The 15,404-nt window shown below is 63.7% G+C and carries 16 protein-coding genes; 2 read left to right on the top strand and 14 right to left on the bottom strand.

Annotated elements, in window-relative coordinates:
• Positions 1-4 precede the first annotated feature (4 nt).
• Positions 5-403 carry a DNA-directed RNA polymerase subunit omega gene (gene rpoZ, locus ACELLULO517_RS00675; RefSeq protein ID WP_227304689.1) on the bottom strand — a complete coding sequence of 133 codons (399 nt, stop codon included), beginning with the start codon at positions 401-403 and terminating at the stop codon, positions 5-7.
• Between the two features lie 69 nt (positions 404-472).
• The gene (folK, locus tag ACELLULO517_RS00670; RefSeq protein ID WP_227304687.1) at positions 473-1,021 is read right to left on the bottom strand and encodes a 2-amino-4-hydroxy-6-hydroxymethyldihydropteridine diphosphokinase; all 549 of its coding nucleotides are present in this window, start codon (positions 1,019-1,021) and stop codon (positions 473-475) included.
• A 148-nt stretch (positions 1,022-1,169) separates the two neighbouring features.
• Between folK and ACELLULO517_RS00665 the strand changes: the two genes are divergently transcribed.
• Positions 1,170-1,826, top strand: a complete 657-nt coding sequence (locus ACELLULO517_RS00665; protein ID WP_227304684.1) for a uracil-DNA glycosylase — start codon at positions 1,170-1,172, stop codon at positions 1,824-1,826.
• A 238-nt stretch (positions 1,827-2,064) separates the two neighbouring features.
• Positions 2,065-3,762, top strand: a complete 1,698-nt coding sequence (locus ACELLULO517_RS00660; RefSeq protein ID WP_227304681.1) for a thiamine pyrophosphate-binding protein — start codon at positions 2,065-2,067, stop codon at positions 3,760-3,762.
• Here ACELLULO517_RS00660 and ACELLULO517_RS00655 read toward each other — a convergent pair.
• The 12 genes from ACELLULO517_RS00655 to grxD form a co-directional block, all read right to left on the bottom strand.
• Positions 3,646-4,035 carry a hypothetical protein gene (locus ACELLULO517_RS00655; RefSeq protein WP_227304677.1) on the bottom strand — a complete coding sequence of 130 codons (390 nt, stop codon included), beginning with the start codon at positions 4,033-4,035 and terminating at the stop codon, positions 3,646-3,648. The two genes, ACELLULO517_RS00660 and ACELLULO517_RS00655, sit on opposite strands and share 117 nt — an antisense overlap.
• A gap of 60 nt (positions 4,036-4,095) precedes the next feature.
• Positions 4,096-4,782 carry an SIMPL domain-containing protein gene (locus ACELLULO517_RS00650; protein ID WP_227304674.1) on the bottom strand — a complete coding sequence of 229 codons (687 nt, stop codon included), beginning with the start codon at positions 4,780-4,782 and terminating at the stop codon, positions 4,096-4,098.
• 171 nt (positions 4,783-4,953) lie between these two features.
• The gene (locus ACELLULO517_RS00645) at positions 4,954-7,461 is read right to left on the bottom strand and encodes a GcvT family protein (protein ID WP_227304672.1); all 2,508 of its coding nucleotides are present in this window, start codon (positions 7,459-7,461) and stop codon (positions 4,954-4,956) included.
• Positions 7,462-7,569: 108 nt separating this feature from the next.
• Positions 7,570-9,000, bottom strand: coding sequence for an amidase (locus ACELLULO517_RS00640; protein WP_227304669.1), 1,431 nt, complete (start codon positions 8,998-9,000; stop codon positions 7,570-7,572).
• Positions 8,997-9,410 (bottom strand): VOC family protein, encoded by a 414-nt coding sequence (locus ACELLULO517_RS00635; RefSeq protein WP_227304666.1) that lies wholly within the window; start codon positions 9,408-9,410, stop codon positions 8,997-8,999. Before ACELLULO517_RS00635 ends, ACELLULO517_RS00640 begins: the two co-directional genes overlap by 4 nt.
• A 34-nt stretch (positions 9,411-9,444) precedes the next feature.
• A complete protein-coding gene (gene kdsA / locus ACELLULO517_RS00630; protein WP_227304663.1) occupies positions 9,445-10,299 on the bottom strand; it encodes a 3-deoxy-8-phosphooctulonate synthase in 855 nt (284 codons plus the stop codon).
• Positions 10,272-11,903 carry a CTP synthase gene (locus ACELLULO517_RS00625; protein ID WP_227304661.1) on the bottom strand — a complete coding sequence of 544 codons (1,632 nt, stop codon included), beginning with the start codon at positions 11,901-11,903 and terminating at the stop codon, positions 10,272-10,274. Before ACELLULO517_RS00625 ends, kdsA begins: the two co-directional genes overlap by 28 nt.
• Before the next feature lie 73 nt (positions 11,904-11,976).
• Complete coding sequence (secG, locus tag ACELLULO517_RS00620) at positions 11,977-12,327, bottom strand: preprotein translocase subunit SecG (protein ID WP_227304658.1); 351 nt, start codon at positions 12,325-12,327, stop codon at positions 11,977-11,979.
• A 202-nt stretch (positions 12,328-12,529) separates the two neighbouring features.
• A complete protein-coding gene (dksA, locus tag ACELLULO517_RS00615; protein WP_227306035.1) occupies positions 12,530-12,943 on the bottom strand; it encodes an RNA polymerase-binding protein DksA in 414 nt (137 codons plus the stop codon).
• Positions 12,944-13,102: 159 nt separating this feature from the next.
• Positions 13,103-14,056 carry a carbohydrate kinase family protein gene (locus tag ACELLULO517_RS00610; protein ID WP_227304655.1) on the bottom strand — a complete coding sequence of 318 codons (954 nt, stop codon included), beginning with the start codon at positions 14,054-14,056 and terminating at the stop codon, positions 13,103-13,105.
• 54 nt (positions 14,057-14,110) lie between these two features.
• On the bottom strand, positions 14,111-15,037 hold the full coding sequence (locus tag ACELLULO517_RS00605; protein ID WP_227304653.1) for a glycosyltransferase family 2 protein: 927 nt from the start codon (positions 15,035-15,037) through the stop codon (positions 14,111-14,113).
• Positions 15,038-15,052: 15 nt separating this feature from the next.
• Positions 15,053-15,394 carry a Grx4 family monothiol glutaredoxin gene (gene grxD / locus ACELLULO517_RS00600; protein WP_227304650.1) on the bottom strand — a complete coding sequence of 114 codons (342 nt, stop codon included), beginning with the start codon at positions 15,392-15,394 and terminating at the stop codon, positions 15,053-15,055.
• Between the last annotated feature and the right edge of the window lie 10 nt (positions 15,395-15,404).

The following is a 15,404-nucleotide window of genomic DNA, read 5'->3' as shown; positions in this document are numbered from 1 at the left end:
CTTCTTATCGCCGACCGCGACCGCCGAGTTCAGCCTCGATCGCCGCTTCAATGTCGAGAGAAGAATCATCGCGCCCCATCTGGGCATTCTCCTCCTCGGCAGAGACGTCCTGCAAGCCGAAAATATTCTGATCGGTCGGGATAAGATCCATGACCTCCTCATCGGCGGGCTCGGGCTCCGGCGCGCGGGAGAGCGTGCGGACCAGATCGCCTTCCAGGCGGTCCAGATCGACGTTCTCTTCGGCGATTTCGCGCAGCGCGACGACAGGGTTCTTGTCATTGTCGCGGTCCAGCGTCAGCTCCTCGCCGCGCGCGATATTCCGCGCCCGCTGCGAGGCCAGCAGAACCAGCTCAAAGCGGTTCGGGACCTGCACAATGCAATCTTCAACGGTGACACGCGCCATCCGCTCAATCTCCGTGGAAAGATGAGTGAACCGGCTCAGTAACCCGTCAGGGTTCCTGACGCAAGGTTTTCACGGCCGGGACGCCACATGGCTGGCATCCAAGGCGCCCGAGAAGGGCTGGATTTCAGCCAGTTCAATGGCCTGATCGGGCAGCTTTACCAGGAGTTCGGCGGCGGTTTCGCCCAGGACCGGATGCCGCCAATCGGGCGCGACGTCCATCAACGGGACGAGCACGAAGGCTCGGTCCTGCATCCGGGGATGGGGCAGAATCGGGTCCGGTATCGGCGGCCCGCGCGTCAGGTCGTCGATCGCGATGAGGTCGAGGTCGAGACTGCGGGGGGCATTCGCCACGCTCCGGGTACGGCCGAAGCTGGCCTCGACCGTCAGCACATCGGCGAGCAGTTGGGCTGGGTCGGCTTCTCCGGACAGGCGCATGACGCCGTTGATATAGGGCGGCTGGTCAGAGACCGGGATGGGGGCCGTGGCGTAGAAGCGCGAGACGGCATCCAGCCGCAGCCCTCCCAAGCCAGCCACCGCCATGACGGCTCGGCGGCAGGTCTCATGCGGGGAACAGCCGTCAGGTCCGGGCAGATTGGCGCCGAATGCGATCAGGATCATAGGCTCGCTCCCTGCCGCAGCGCGCGGCCCTGCGCAAGACGGTAGCAAGCAATCGCGGCGATGATGCGTTTGCGGTCGCGACAGGTTATGCGACAAGGGAAGGCGTTATACACGCTCTGGTTGTGGCGTGACACTGGAGACGATCAGGATGCAGCAGCTTATCGAATGGACCGAACCGCCGCATGACTGTCCGCTCTGCCCGCGGCTGGTCGAGTATCGAGAGGCGAACAGGACAGCGCATCCCGATTGGTTCAACGGGCCGGTGCCGAGCTGGGGGCCGATCGATGCGCCGATCGCCGTCATCGGCATGGCGCCCGGCGTGCGCGGCGCCAATCGCACCGGCCGCCCTTTCACCGGCGATCATGCCGGCATCCTTCTCTATAATACCCTGACAAAATTTGGCCTGGCCGATGGGGTTTTCGATGCCAGGCCGGATGACGGGCTGCAACTGACCGGCTGCCGCATCGTCAATGCCGTCCGCTGCGTGCCGCCGGCCAATCTGCCGACCCCGGCCGAAACCACGACCTGCAACCGCTTTTTGACTCAGGAGCTACAGCGCATGCCGCAGCTGAAAGTGGCGATTGCGCTCGGCGTCCTGGCGCATACGGCGGTGCTGAAAGCCTGCGGCATAAGGCAGAGCCATGTCCGCTTTCGCCATGGCGCGATGCACGACCTGCCGGACGGGCTTATCCTCGCCAATAGCTATCATGTGTCGCGCTACAACACGAATACCGGCCGGTTGACGGAGCCGATGTTCCAGGACGTGGTGCGCGCCGCCGTGGAGCGCGTGGCCGCCGAGGCGTGATCGCGCCAGCGGATAGTCTTCGGCTGGTCTTTTTCGCCTCGGGCGATGATCGGACAAGGTGAGACCCTGGCCGATACGGGCAATAAAGCGCGCCCAGACGCACCCGCCTGCGCAGCATTGATCCAAGGAAGGCAAGGCAGCAGCCATCATTCTTGCGAAGTTCGCTCGGCCCGCTTTCGGCGCTGGCTCATCGTCGGAAATTGGTCAATGATGCTGCCATTCCTCAGGAGCGCGTCACATGTCCGCAGGTCCCATCACCACCGTCGATGACGCGCGCTATCGCCGTGGCGCCGCTGTCCTTCTGGAAGTTCTGCGCAGCGAGGGCGTGGAGTATATTTTCGGCAATCCCGGCACCACCGAACTGCCGCTGATGGATGCGCTGAACGGCACGCCGGATATCGAATATGTCTGGGCCTTGCAGGAGGCGAGCGCGGTCGCCATGGCGGACGGCTATGCGCAGGCGGCGTTGCGTCCAGGTTTCCTCAACCTGCATACAGCCGGCGGCCTCGGCCATGGCATGGGCAATCTGCTCAATGCCCAGGTCTCGCAGACGCCGCTGGTCGTCACCGCCGGGCAGCAGGATTCGCGTCACACCATCACCGATCCGCTGCTGTTCGGCGATCTGACGCAGATCGCGCGGCCGGCCGTGAAATGGGCGCAGGAAGTGGCCCATGCCGATCAGCTGCCCATTCTCGTGCGCCGCGCCTTTCATGATGCGAATGCGGCCCCCGCCGGCCCTGTCTTTCTGTCCTTGCCTATGGATGTGATGGAGGAGATGAGCGCGATCGGCATTGCCGAGCCTTCCACGATCGAACGGCGCTCGGTCGCGGGCTCCCTCGATGTGCTGGCAAAGAAGTTGGCGGGTATTGCGCCTGGCCGTCTTCTCATCATCGCGGGCGATGAGATTCATTCCAGCGAGGCCGCAGGCGAAGTCGTGACACTGGCCGAAACGCTGGGGGCCGAGGTTTATGGCTCCTCCTGGCCGTCACGTCTGCCGTTCCCGACGGCGCATCCGCTCTGGGCCGGCAATATGCCGAACAAGGGCCGCGACATTTACGAAATGCTGTCGAACTACGACGCTATCTTCGCGCTCGGCGGCAAATCGCTGATCACCATTCTGTATTCCGCCGGGCCGATCATTCCGGCCGGTTGCGCGGTCTACCAGATGTCGACCGATGTGCGTGATTTGGGCCGCACCTATCATACCGAGCTTTCGGTCGTGGGCGATATCCGTGCCTCGCTGCGCGCCATGCAGCCTTTGCTGGACGCGGCTACGGCCGAGCGTGCGGAAACCTATGCGGGCCTCTGCCGTCAGGCGGCTGCCAAGCGCACAGAGCGTCGGCAGTATCTCTCGGCCCGCGCGGCCTCGGAATGGGATGCGCCGAAAATCACGCCGCTGGTGGCAGCTCAGGAAGCCGCACGCGCCATCGGCCCAAATATCCATATCGTCGATGAAGCGATCGCCACGGCGATGCATCTGCGTGGATTCCTCAACAGCCAGTCGCCCTATCAGTATTCCTTCCTGCGCGGCGGCGCGCTGGGCTGGGGCATGCCGGCGGCGGTCGGCTGCTCGCTGGGCCTGGGCCGGAAGCCTGTGGTGTCATTGGTCGGTGACGGGGCTGCGCTTTATTCGCCGCAGGCGATCTGGACGGCGGCGCATGAGAAACTGCCCGTCACCTTCGTCGTCATGAATAACCGCGAATACAATATCCTGAAGAAATTTATGAAGGGGCAGAAGGATTATCTGTCCACGCGCAGCAATCACTTCATTGCCATGGATATCATGGAACCCGCGGTCGACTACGTCGCGCTTGCGCAGTCAATGGGCCTGCCGGCGCGCAAGGTGGAGCGGCCGGGCGACATCGCGCCTGCGATCGAAGCCGGTATCGCCTCCGGCACCGCCAATCTGATCGAGATCATGATCGGAGCTGAGTAGCGACTTGGTTGGTGGGTGATCTTTCCGTTGATCCCGATCCAAGCTCGATGCTTCACGAAGATCGAGCCGCGTCTCAATCCGCTCGATCCGATTGGTCAGGCGGTCCACTCTGTCCGCGGTGATGGCGTAATGGCTCATCTCGGTCGCGGCCAGATTGCCGACGGCCGTCTCCAGGGCGGTGAGCCGTAGTTTCACCTCCCGCATGTCTTCCTTGACGGTCGTCAGGTCACTCCGCATGGCACGGAGAAGTTCCAAGACCAGATTGTCCGACATCGTTCTGCTCCTCGGCTAAGACCCCGGCTTTGCAGGCTCTCCTATAGCACGAAACCGTTGTTACTCACCCTGCAGCCGCGCATCTCCAGAAACGCTCGCCGACACTGTCACCGCATCGGCCTGGGCACTCGGCGGCGGGGCTGCCGCCGGGGCTGCCGTCGCCATCATCCGCATCATCGGACGCGGTCCCGGCTGCGCGTCATCGCCCACCGTCACGCTGGTGAAGCCATGCGCCTGCAGATGCATCAGCTTGGCGACGACATCGGCCTGCGCCGTTAGTTTGCCGATCGCCTTGGCCATCGCCTGTTCGTAGGTCTTTTCGGAGAGGGCAGGGGATAGCTGCCAGGTGAGGTCACCGACGGCGAGCCCGTCCTGCTGCAGCTTGCCGATCAGCCCCAGCAACGCACCACCGTCATGGGCCCGCAGCGCGATGCCTTGGCTCGCATGCCAGACGTCCTTCGGGTCGGTCTCATGCCAGACGGAATAATTGGTGGTGCTGGCGGTCACGGCGTCGAGTGATTTTGCGTCGCCCAATGCCTTGGCGATCATCGCATTCACCTGCTGCTGCGCGTCGCCCGCTGTCGGCGCATCGGCCTGGGCTGTCAGCTGAGCCACGAGCTCGTCCGGCATGGCCGTGACGGAGGCAGTGACGGATAGGTGAAGCAGGGTGTCGGCATGGGCCGCTGGGGCAGCAAGCAAAGCGGCGGCGAGCCCGCTTGCGCCGATTAAGCCTGCAATACGCTGCATCGTCTGAGTTTCCCTTTTTATCGTCGTCCCCGGCTTCATGCCGGGGATCTATCCATTCAGGCGCCCAAACGCCGTTGTGGCGCCAAGACGGATAGACCCGCGGGACGAGCCCGCGGGCGACAATGAAAAGACAAGATCGCCATGGCCCTTTTAAGGCCAGCGACAGGCGGCTTACGCCCTCAGCGCATCATTCGCGGCGTCGAAGGGGCTGTCCGCGATGACGACGGCCTTGTGCCGCAAGCCCAGGATCGAAATCTCGACCTCCTGGCCGAGCACTGCCAGATCCGGCCGAACCATGGCCAGCGCCAGGGACTTGCCGACGCGCCAGCCGTAACCGCCGGAGGTCGTGCGGCCGACCAGCTCATCGCCGATATAGATCGGCTCCGAGCCGCGAGCGTCCGCATCCGTCACGCCATGGACCTCCATCGTCACGAAGGCGTTCTTCAGACCGGCTTCCTTCCAGGCCAGCAGCGCATCGCGGCCGTGGAAATCGCCCTTCTTCATCGAGACGAAGCGGTCGAGACCCGATTCATAGGCCGAATACTCGATCGACATTTCACGGGGGATCAGCTTGTAGGACTTCTCAAGTCGCAGGCTGTCCATGGCCTTGATGCCGAAGGGCTTCAGGTCGAATTCGGCACCGGCCTCGAACAGCAGGTCGAACAGGTAGTTCTGCATTTCGATCGGGTGATGCAGCTCCCAGCCCAGTTCGCCGACGTAATTGACGCGCATGGCAAGGCAGGAGGCCGCGCCGACCGACATCATCTTGCCCGTGAGCCAAGGGAAGGCGGGGTTGGAGAGATCGGTATCGGTGAGCTTGGCCAGCAGATCGCGCGCGCGCGGACCGGCCAGAACCAGCACGCCATATTGCGTCGTGACGCGGCTGAGCTTCACGCTGCCGTCGGTCGGCGCCAGCTTCTCCAGATAGTCGTGGTCATGCCGTTCCAGGGCGCCGGCCGAGACCAGGTAGAAGGACGACGGACCCATCGAGAAGATGGTAAATTCCGACCGCACGCCGCCACGCTTGGTGAGCAGGTAGGACAGCTGCACGCGGCCGGTTTTGGGCACTTTGGTGGTCAGGATGCTTTCCAGCCAATGCGCCGCACCGGGGCCCGTCACCTCCATCTTGGCGAAGGCGGACATATCCAGCAGGCCGACCTTCTCATGCACATGGCGCGCTTCCTGCCCTACGAAAGCGAAAGCGTTGGAGCGCCGAAAACTCCACTTCTCGCGGATCTTGCCGTCCGGCCCGGCCTCGGCATGGTTCTCGTTGACGAGAACATCCTGCTTGTCGAGTTCAGCGGCGGAAAGCGCATAGCCTTCGGGGGCGAACCAGCCCGGACGTTCCCAGCCATAGACCGTGCCGAAGACGGCGCCCTTTGCGGCCATGCGGTCATAGCAGGGGCTGCGCTTCAACCCGCGCGCCGCGCCACGCTCTTCTTCCGGGTAATGGACGGTGAAGACCTTGGCATAGGCTTCCTCGGTCTTCTGGCGCAGATAGCCACGGCCGGCATAGGGGCCGAAGCGGCGCGGATCGACGCCCATCATATCGACCGAGGGCTCACCCTCGACGATCCATTCTGCCAGCTGCCAGCCGGCGCCGCCGCAGGCGGTGATGCCGAAGCTATGGCCTTCGTTCAGCCAGAAATTCTTGAGGTGCCAGGCCGGACCCACGATCGGGCTGCCGTCCGGCGTATAAGCGATGGCGCCGTTATAGACTTTCTTGACGCCGACCTCGCCGAAGGCGGGCACGCGCTCGATGGCGGTTTCGATATACGGCGCCAGGCGATCCAGATCTTCCTGGAACAGCTCGTATTCGGACTGGTCGGACGGGCCGTCGACATAGCAGCAGGGCGCGCCGATTTCATAAGGCCCGAGCAGCAGGCCGCCGGCTTCCTCGCGCATGTACCAGGAACTGTCGCTTTCGCGCAGCACGCCCATTTCGGGCAGGCCCTTCGCGCGGCGCTCCATGATCAGCGGGTGCTGCTCGGTGACGATATACTGATGCTCGACCGGGATGACGGGGATATCGAGCCCCACCATCTCACCCGTCTTGCGGGCGAAATTGCCGGTGGCGGACACGACATGCTCGCAGGTGATGTCGCCCTTGTCGGTGGAAACGACCCATTCGCCGTTCGGCTTCTGGGTGATGCCGGTGACCGTGGTGTAGCGGTAGATCTCGGCACCCATGTTGCGTGCGCCGCGCGCCAGCGCCTGGGTCAGATCGGCCGGCTGAATATAGCCGTCTTCCTTGTGCTGGATGGCGCCCAGGATGCCGTTGGTCTCCATCAGCGGCCAGATTTCCTTCACCTCATCGGCGGTCAGGAAATCGACGTCGACGCCGATGGTGCGCGCGATGCCGGCATAATACTTGTACTCATCCATCCGGTCCTTGGTGCGGGCCAGACGAATGTTGGAGACGGTGCTGAGCCCGGCATTCAGACCGGTCTCGGCTTCCAGCGACTTGTACAGATTGACTGAGTATTTATGAAGCTGGCCGACCGAGTAGCTGAGGTTGAACAGCGGCAGCAGGCCGGCGGCATGCCAGGTGGAACCCGATGTCAGCTCGCGCCGCTCGATCAGCACGACGTCGCTCCAGCCCTTCTTGGCGAGGTGGTAGAGCGTGCTGACGCCGACCGCGCCTCCGCCGATGACGACTACGCGCGCTTGGGTCTTCATACGGCTACCTATAGCTCAGTGTGATGAGGGCTACAGGATAGAAAGCTCAGGGGCCGGGGCAACAGAAGGTTGTCGCCGCCGGATTTGAACTTTTTCGCCCTTTCTGCGTCAGACCGGCGGATGTAGCGCGGGCCAATGCGTTGCAACGTCATAGGCATGACCCAGCTGCAGACAGGAGAGTTCATCCTGATGGCGGCCGATGATCTGCATGCCCATCGGCAATCCAGCTTCGTTGAAACCGACCGGCACGCTGAGCGAGGGCAATTGCGCATTGGTCGCCAGGATCACCACCTCCATCCAGCGGTGGTAGGTGTCCATCGCCCGGCCCGCGATTTCCTTCGGCCAGTCGAGATCGGCCGCGAAGGGGAAAACCTGCGCGGTCGGCAGAACCAGATGATCGTAGCTGTCGAACAGCGACAGCATATGCAGGAACCAGCGCGAACGGACGGCGAGCGCGCGGCTGACAGCCGTGCCGGAAACGTTCAATCCGTTCGCGACTTCCCATTGCGCAGCCGGTTTCAGCAGGCCGCGGCGCTTCGGGTCCTGATAGGTATCGCCCAGATTGGCCGCGACCTTCCAGGACCGCAGCAGCGTCCAGGCCTCCCACAGCTCTTCCATGGGGAAGCCGATCGACAGCGGCTCGACCACGCAGCCGAGGTCTTCCAACACGCCGAGACCTTGCTCGCAGAGCGGCAGGATACCGGGTTCCATCGGCAGATAACCGTCCAGATCGCCGAGCCAGCCGATGCGGCGGCCCGTGACTGGGAGATCCAGCGGCTGGCTGACGCTGGCACCCGTCTGCTGGATGGACAGCGGCATGCGCGGATCGGGTCCGGCCTGGACGGAGAAGAGCAGCGCCAGGTCCTCGACGCTGCGGGCCATGGGGCCGGTGACGCCGAGGCTGGCGGCAAACAGATCGGCATTGTCATCCGGAATACGGCCGAAGCTCGGGCGGAAACCGTAGATATTGTTGAAGCCGGCCGGGTTGCGGAGCGACCCGGCATGGTCTGACCCATCGGCCAGCGGCACCATCCGGGTGGCCAGCGCCACGGCCGCACCGCCGCTGCTGCCGCCAGCCGAACGGCTGTGGTCATAGGCGTTCAGCGTCGTGCCGAAGACCGGGTTATAGGTATGCGAGCCGAAGCCGAATTCCGGCACATTGGTCTTGCCGATGAAAATGGCGCCCGCCTGGCGCAGACGCGCCACCATGGGCGAATCGGAGGTCGCGATATGGTCGCGGAACAACGGGGAACCCTGGGTCGTCGGCAGGCCGACGACATCCTCCAGATCCTTCACCGCCATCGGCAAGCCATGCAGCGGCCCGATGGGCCCGTGCTGCCGCAAAATCTCATCCTGCTCGCGCGCTTCGGCCATCAAGGTCGGCCGGTCGACACGGGAGACGATCGCGTTCACGCGCGGATTGACGACGTCGACCCGGTCCAGGAAGGCCGTCATGACGGAGACGGCAGAGCGCTGGCCCGTCGCGATCTCGCGCGCAAGCGCGGTCGCGGACAGGGAGGTCGGATCGATCTCGGTCAAGACGCGACATCCTTCGGCTTGTGCTTATGGAAGACGCAGGCGAGCTTATTGCCGTCCGGATCGCGCACATAGCCGACATAGAAGCTCGGCCCATAGGCTTCGCGGGTGCCGGGGGCGCCTTCATCCTTGCCGCCGTGAAGGAGGGCAGCCTTATAGAAGGCCTGAACCTGCGCCTCGCTGCGCCCGCGCAGCGCGACCATGGTGCCATTGCCGACTGAAGGGGGCTGGCCGTCGAACGGCTTGCAGATCCAGAACCCCGCGCCGCCTTCGTAGGTCGGCCCCCAGGCGACGAAATCGGCATCCGATTCCCGGCTGCGGTGATAGCCGAGGGTCGCGAAGACCGCGTCGTAGAAGCGGGCACTCCGCTCCAGGTCCGTTACGCCGATGGTCGTGTAGAGAATAAGCGACATCGGCGGCATTCCTTGGCAGTTGGAGGCGGGCCTTTTAGGCGGAGGCCTGTTTGGCGAGGGTGTCGAAAGCCTTCAATCGGGCGAGTACGGCCGGCATCTGGCTGAGCGGTATCATATTCGGGCCATCCGACGGCGCGTTATCCGGATCGGGATGCGTTTCCATGAAGATCGCGCTACAGCCGACCGCGAGCGCGGCACGCGCCAGGATCGGCGCATATTGGCGCTGTCCGCCCGAGGAGGTGCCCTGGCCGCCGGGCTGCTGGACGGAATGGGTGGCGTCGAAGACGACCGGATAGCCGGTCAGCGCCATTTCCGGCAAAGCGCGGAAATCCGTCACCAGCGTGTTATAGCCGAAGCTCGCACCGCGTTCGGTGAGCAGGATGCGCTCATTCCCCGTGCTGGCGATCTTGGCGGCGACGTTCTTCATGTCCCAAGGGGCCAGGAACTGCCCTTTTTTGACGTTGATCGCAGCACCCGTCTCACCGGCCGCGAGCAGAAGATCGGTCTGGCGGCAGAGGAAGGCCGGGATCTGCAGCACGTCCACGGCCTCGGCCGCGGGCGCGCATTGGCTGGCGTCATGCACATCCGTCAGCACCGGCACGCCGAATTTTTCCCGGACTTCGGCGAGGATGGCGAGGCCGCCGGCCAGGCCGATACCGCGCGCGGCACCGCCGGACGTACGGTTCGCCTTGTCGAAGCTGCTTTTATAGATCAGCGGAATGTCGAGCGCCCGGCAGATGCCGACCAATTCCTCGGCCACCTCCAGCGCATGGTTGCGGCTTTCAATCTGGCAGGGTCCGCCGATCAGGACGAAAGGCAGGTCGTTCCCGAAAGTCACGGAGCCGACGGCGACATGCGCCATCAGACGAGTCTCGCCTGCTGCACGCATGCGCCGATGAAGCCTTTGAACAGCGGATGCGGATCGAAGGGCTTGGACTTCAGCTCTGGGTGATACTGCACGCCGATGAACCAGGGATGATCCGGGTATTCGATGATCTCCGGCAACACACCGTCGGGCGAAAGGCCGGAGAAGCGCAGGCCTGCCGCTTCCAGCTTTTCACGGAAATGGATGTTCACCTCGTAGCGGTGGCGGTGACGCTCCTCGATCACGGCAGCCCCATCATAGACCTCCCGGACCAGGGAGCCGGCCGAGAGTGCAGCCGGATAGGCGCCCAGGCGCATGGTGCCGCCCAGATCGCCGCTCGCCTCGCGGCGCACCAGCTCATTGCCCTGCGCCCATTCCGTCATCAGGCCCACGACCGGCGTATCGGACGGACCGAATTCGGTCGAGGATGCGTCCGGCATCCCGGCGAGATTGCGGGCCGCTTCGATACAGGCCATCTGCATGCCGAAGCAGATGCCGAGGAAGGGCACCTTGCGCTCGCGCGCAAAACGCACGGCTTCGATCTTGCCTTCCGATCCGCGCTCGCCGAAGCCGCCCGGCACGAGAATGCCGTGGACGCCTTCAAGACGGGCGACCGAATCCGGTTCCTCGAAAATCTGGCTGTCGACCCATTCCAGCTTCACCCGCATACGATGCGCGATGCCACCGTGCAAAAGCGCCTCGGCGAGGGATTTATAGCTGTCGAGCAGCGACGTATATTTGCCGACGACCGCAATGCGGACCTCGCCCTCAGGGGCGCGGATCGCATCCATGATCGCGTCCCAGCGGCTCATATCCGGCTCGGCATCCGTGGGCAGACCGAAATGCCGCAGCACTTCACGGTCCATGCCCTCGTCATGATAGCGCGCCGGCACGGCATAGATGCTGTCGGCGTCGAGCGCCGGAATCACCGCCTCGGGGCGGACATTGCAGAACAGCGCAATCTTGCGGCGCTCATTCTCGGGAATCGGACGGTCGCAGCGGCAGAGCAGCATCTGCGGCTGAATGCCGACATTGAGCAGTTCCTTGACGGAATGCTGGGTCGGCTTCGTCTTCAGCTCACCGGCCGAGGAGATATAGGGCACCAGGGTGAGGTGGACGAACATCGAGGCCTGCGGGCCGAGTTCGTTACCCAGCTGACGGATCGCTTCCAGGAAGGGCAGGCTTTCGATATCGCCGACCGTGCCGCCGATTTCGACGATCAGGAAGTCGATGCCGTCCGTCTTGTGAAGGACCGTTTCCTTGATGGCGTCGGTGATATGCGGAATGACCTGAACGGTTCCGCCAAGATAATCGCCGCGACGTTCGCGTGCGATAACCTCGGAATAGATGCGTCCGGTGGTGGCATTGTCAGACTTGCTGGCATGAACCCCGGTGAAACGCTCGTAATGGCCGAGGTCGAGATCCGTTTCTGCCCCGTCATCGGTCACGAAGACTTCCCCATGCTGATAGGGGCTCATCGTTCCAGGATCGACGTTGAGATAGGGGTCTAGCTTGCGGAGGCGGACGGAATAGCCCCGCGCCTGCAAAAGGGCACCCAATGCGGCAGCGGCGATGCCCTTACCCAAGGAAGAAACAACGCCGCCCGTCACGAAGATAAATCGCGTCATGGGCGTTCCTCATACAGGTTCAGACCCGGCCAGGGAAACCCCAGCCGAGTGGTTAGGCACAGATGCGAAAAGCTCAAGGCGTCGCGGGAGCGGAAGGCTGAGCGGGCTTGGCAGGCGTGGTGGGCGCGGGCGTCATCGGCGCCATGGTCGAGACGGGCGCCTTCGGCCCGTTGAAGATGGAGCTGACCCCATTCGTGCTGCTGCGGGTCATGAGCGCCAGTACCAGCGACAGGGCCAGGAAAATCGTGGCCAGAATGGCCGTCGAACGGGTGAGCAGGTTCGCCGTGCCGCGGCCGGTCATGAAATTGCCCATGCCTTGTCCACCGCCGATGCCAAGGCCGCCCCCCTCGCTGCGCTGAACCAGCACGACGGCGATCAAGGCCAGAGTCACGAAGACATGGATGACAAGCAGGACGGTAAACATGCGAAGCCTTTCGGGGGGATCACCCGCGCGCCTTCTAGCGAAGCTTCGCCGGGATGCAAAGCGCGGCTGCCTTGCGTTTGAAACGACGGAAGGATTTCCACCCCTGACCCTGTGCGGGACGGAGGTGGATGATCACCCTTTGAAGACGATCTGCGGCGGCAAGGTGTCGAGTCCGAGCCCTGTCGCCGCAGATGAGGCAGGATCAATCGTCCCGGTGAACGCGTTCCATACGCTCGTGACGCTCCTGCGCCTCGATCGACAGGGTCGCGATCGGTCGGGCTTCCAGACGCTTCAGGCCGATCGGCTCACCGGTATCCTCGCAATAGCCGTAGGCCCCGTTTTCGATTCGCTGCAGCGCTTGCTCGATCTTGGAAATCAGTTTGCGAGCCCGATCCCGGGTGCGCAATTCCAAGGCGCGATCAGTCTCGACGCTTGCGCGGTCGGTGATATCGGCTTCGACGATTCCACCTTCAGAGAGGCTCGCAAGCGTGCCATTGGCCTCTTTAAGGAGATCCTCCTGCCAGCGGAATAATTTCCTTCGGAAATACTCGACTTGCATCGGATTCATGAACTCTTCGTCCTCACGCGGACGATAGTCTTCGGGTAGCGTAATCATCATGCGGCAAAGTCTCCGCTGTCGCTTAAACTGAACGACACCGAAACACGTTCGGCCGTTTGGGCCGGCTTATAGCGGGGGTCTCTCTCCGCGCCAAGCAGATTGCAACAAGTTCAAACTTCTGCAACGCGGAGGCCGATTGACTTTGGCCGGATCGGCCTAAAGACCGCGTTCCGCCATGAAGGTTTCAACCTCCGCACGGGTCGGCATGGCGTCCATTCCGCCTGGGACGGTCGCCACCATGGCGCCGGCGGCACAGGCAAAACCCCCGATCCGCGCCAGGTTTTCCGCCGAAAGGTCAAATGCCGACTCCAGCAGCCCGGCCAGAAAGGCGGCCATGAAGCTGTCGCCACATCCGGTGGTATCGACGACCTTCACGGGCACACCGGGGATCGTCACCCGATCGGCGGGCGTGACGATGATGGCACCCTTGGCGGCGCAAGTGATGGCCGCGACCCGCAGCCCGTCATGCCAGAGCGACTCGAGGGCTTCTATGGGGTCCGCGATGCCGGTGATGATCGCCAGCTCGTCCGCGCCCACTTTCAGGACATTGGCGACGGCAATCACCTCCCGTGCGGCGGCGACCATGGCTTCGGTGCTGTCCCACAGCAGCGGACGCAGGTTGGGATCGACCGAGATCAGGATCCCGGCCGCCTGCGCGACGGCGATCGCATGGCGTTCGGCGCTGGCCGAGGCGGGCGCGGAGAGCACGAGGCTGTTCACATGCAGCATGCGGGCCTGGGTAATCACGTCATCCGCCACTTCCGCGGGCGTGTAATTCGCGTCGGCGCAATCCTGCCGATAGAACAGGAAATCGCGATCGCCCTGCTCATCCAGCGTGACCACGGCGACGCCGGTGCGGTGCTGCTTGGTGACGATGATATGGTCGATGGAGGCGCCGGAGGCCGCGATCGTCCTGGTCAGCAGCCGGCCGAAGGCGTCGTCACCGACCTTGCTCAGCATGCAGACCGAGCGGCCGAGTTTACCGAGTCCGACCGCCGCATTGCCCGGCGCACCGCCCGGCTTGGCCGCGAAATTGAGCGTGCCGCTGGCCGCAGGCAGCGGCACCATGTCGATCAGTAGCTCGCCGAGAGCCGCAACCTCGAAACCCATTTCCTGCCCCGTTCCCTGTCGTTTGGCGGCTTATTGTCCAATTGGCGGAGGAAGTCATCTGCCGCTTTTATCGCTTCCGGCGACCCAGGCGGCGTGGAATAAAATAATTCCGCGCTGCGGGCGGAATTGGCCAAAAAATCCGCGCAGCAGCAGGGGCAGAGCGGACCGGGCCAGGCCCCGGCGCAGCCTCTCCCGCCCGATGGTCCAGCAGAGTTCGCGCCTGGCTTGTCGGATGAGCCTTGGCAGGCGTCTTACCCCGAGCGCCCGCGCAAGGCGCGGATTATCGGCCATGGCGGAGAGCGCTGCGGCATAGGCGGCGGGGTCGGTTGCGGCGCCATGCATCATGCTGCCGATACGCCGGCGCACCATCAGCACGGGCGGGCCGGGAAGGGCGGCAAATGGCCCTTCCAGCCGCAGGCGCGGCCAGAATTCCCAGTCCTCGGCGAAGCGCAAGTCTTCCCGAAAGCCGCCGGTGGCCTGCCAGGCGGTCTGCCGAATGAGGACATGGCCGCCATTGGCAAAGCGATTGCCCAGGATCAGGCGGTCCAGCGACAGGCTGGGCGCAGGTTGACGGATATCGTGCGACGGGCGGCCACCGGGGCTGGCATTTTCCGGCATGAAAGCGAAGCTGCCATAGGCGGCGGCGGCATCCGGGCTGGCTGTGAGGGTCTTGGTGAGCCGGGACAGGGCATCCGTGCTCAGCCAGTCGTCACCGTCCAGGAACAGCAGCGCATCGGCAACCATCGCAGCGGGATGACGCGCACCCAGATTGCGTGCGGCGCCGACGCCAAGACCGCTGGTGTGGAGGCTATGCAGCCGAGGGGAGGATTGGCCTGCGATGACGGACTGCGTCTGATCGGTCGAACCGTCATCAACGACGATCACAGACAAATCGCCAGCGCTTTGTGACAGCGCCGAGCCAATCGCGTCGCCCAGAAAACGGGCGATGTCGCGGGCCGCGATGATAACCGCGACCCGCATAATCCTCAGCCAGACTTAAGCGGCGACGGAATGGGCGATGCCGTTCTCGGCCATCAGGCTGGAGAGTTCGCCGGTCTGATACATCTCGGTGATGATGTCGCAGCCGCCGACGAATTCACCCTTCACATAAAGCTGGGGAATGGTCGGCCACTGAGAGAACTGCTTGATACCGTCGCGCAGCTCGGGATCTTCCAGCACATTCGCGGTCGCGAAAGGCACGTTCATGTGGCTGAGGATCTGCACCACGCGGGCGGAGAAACCGCATTGGGGGAACATCGCTGTCCCCTTCATATAAAGCATCACCGGGTTTTCGGTGATTTCCTTGGCGATACGGTCTGCCACGGCGACTTGAGACATGGATGGCTCC

Source organism: Acidisoma cellulosilyticum, assembly GCF_020621385.1.
Lineage (GTDB): Bacteria > Pseudomonadota > Alphaproteobacteria > Acetobacterales > Acetobacteraceae > Acidisoma > Acidisoma cellulosilyticum.
This window is presented reverse-complemented; position numbering and strand designations above follow the sequence as displayed.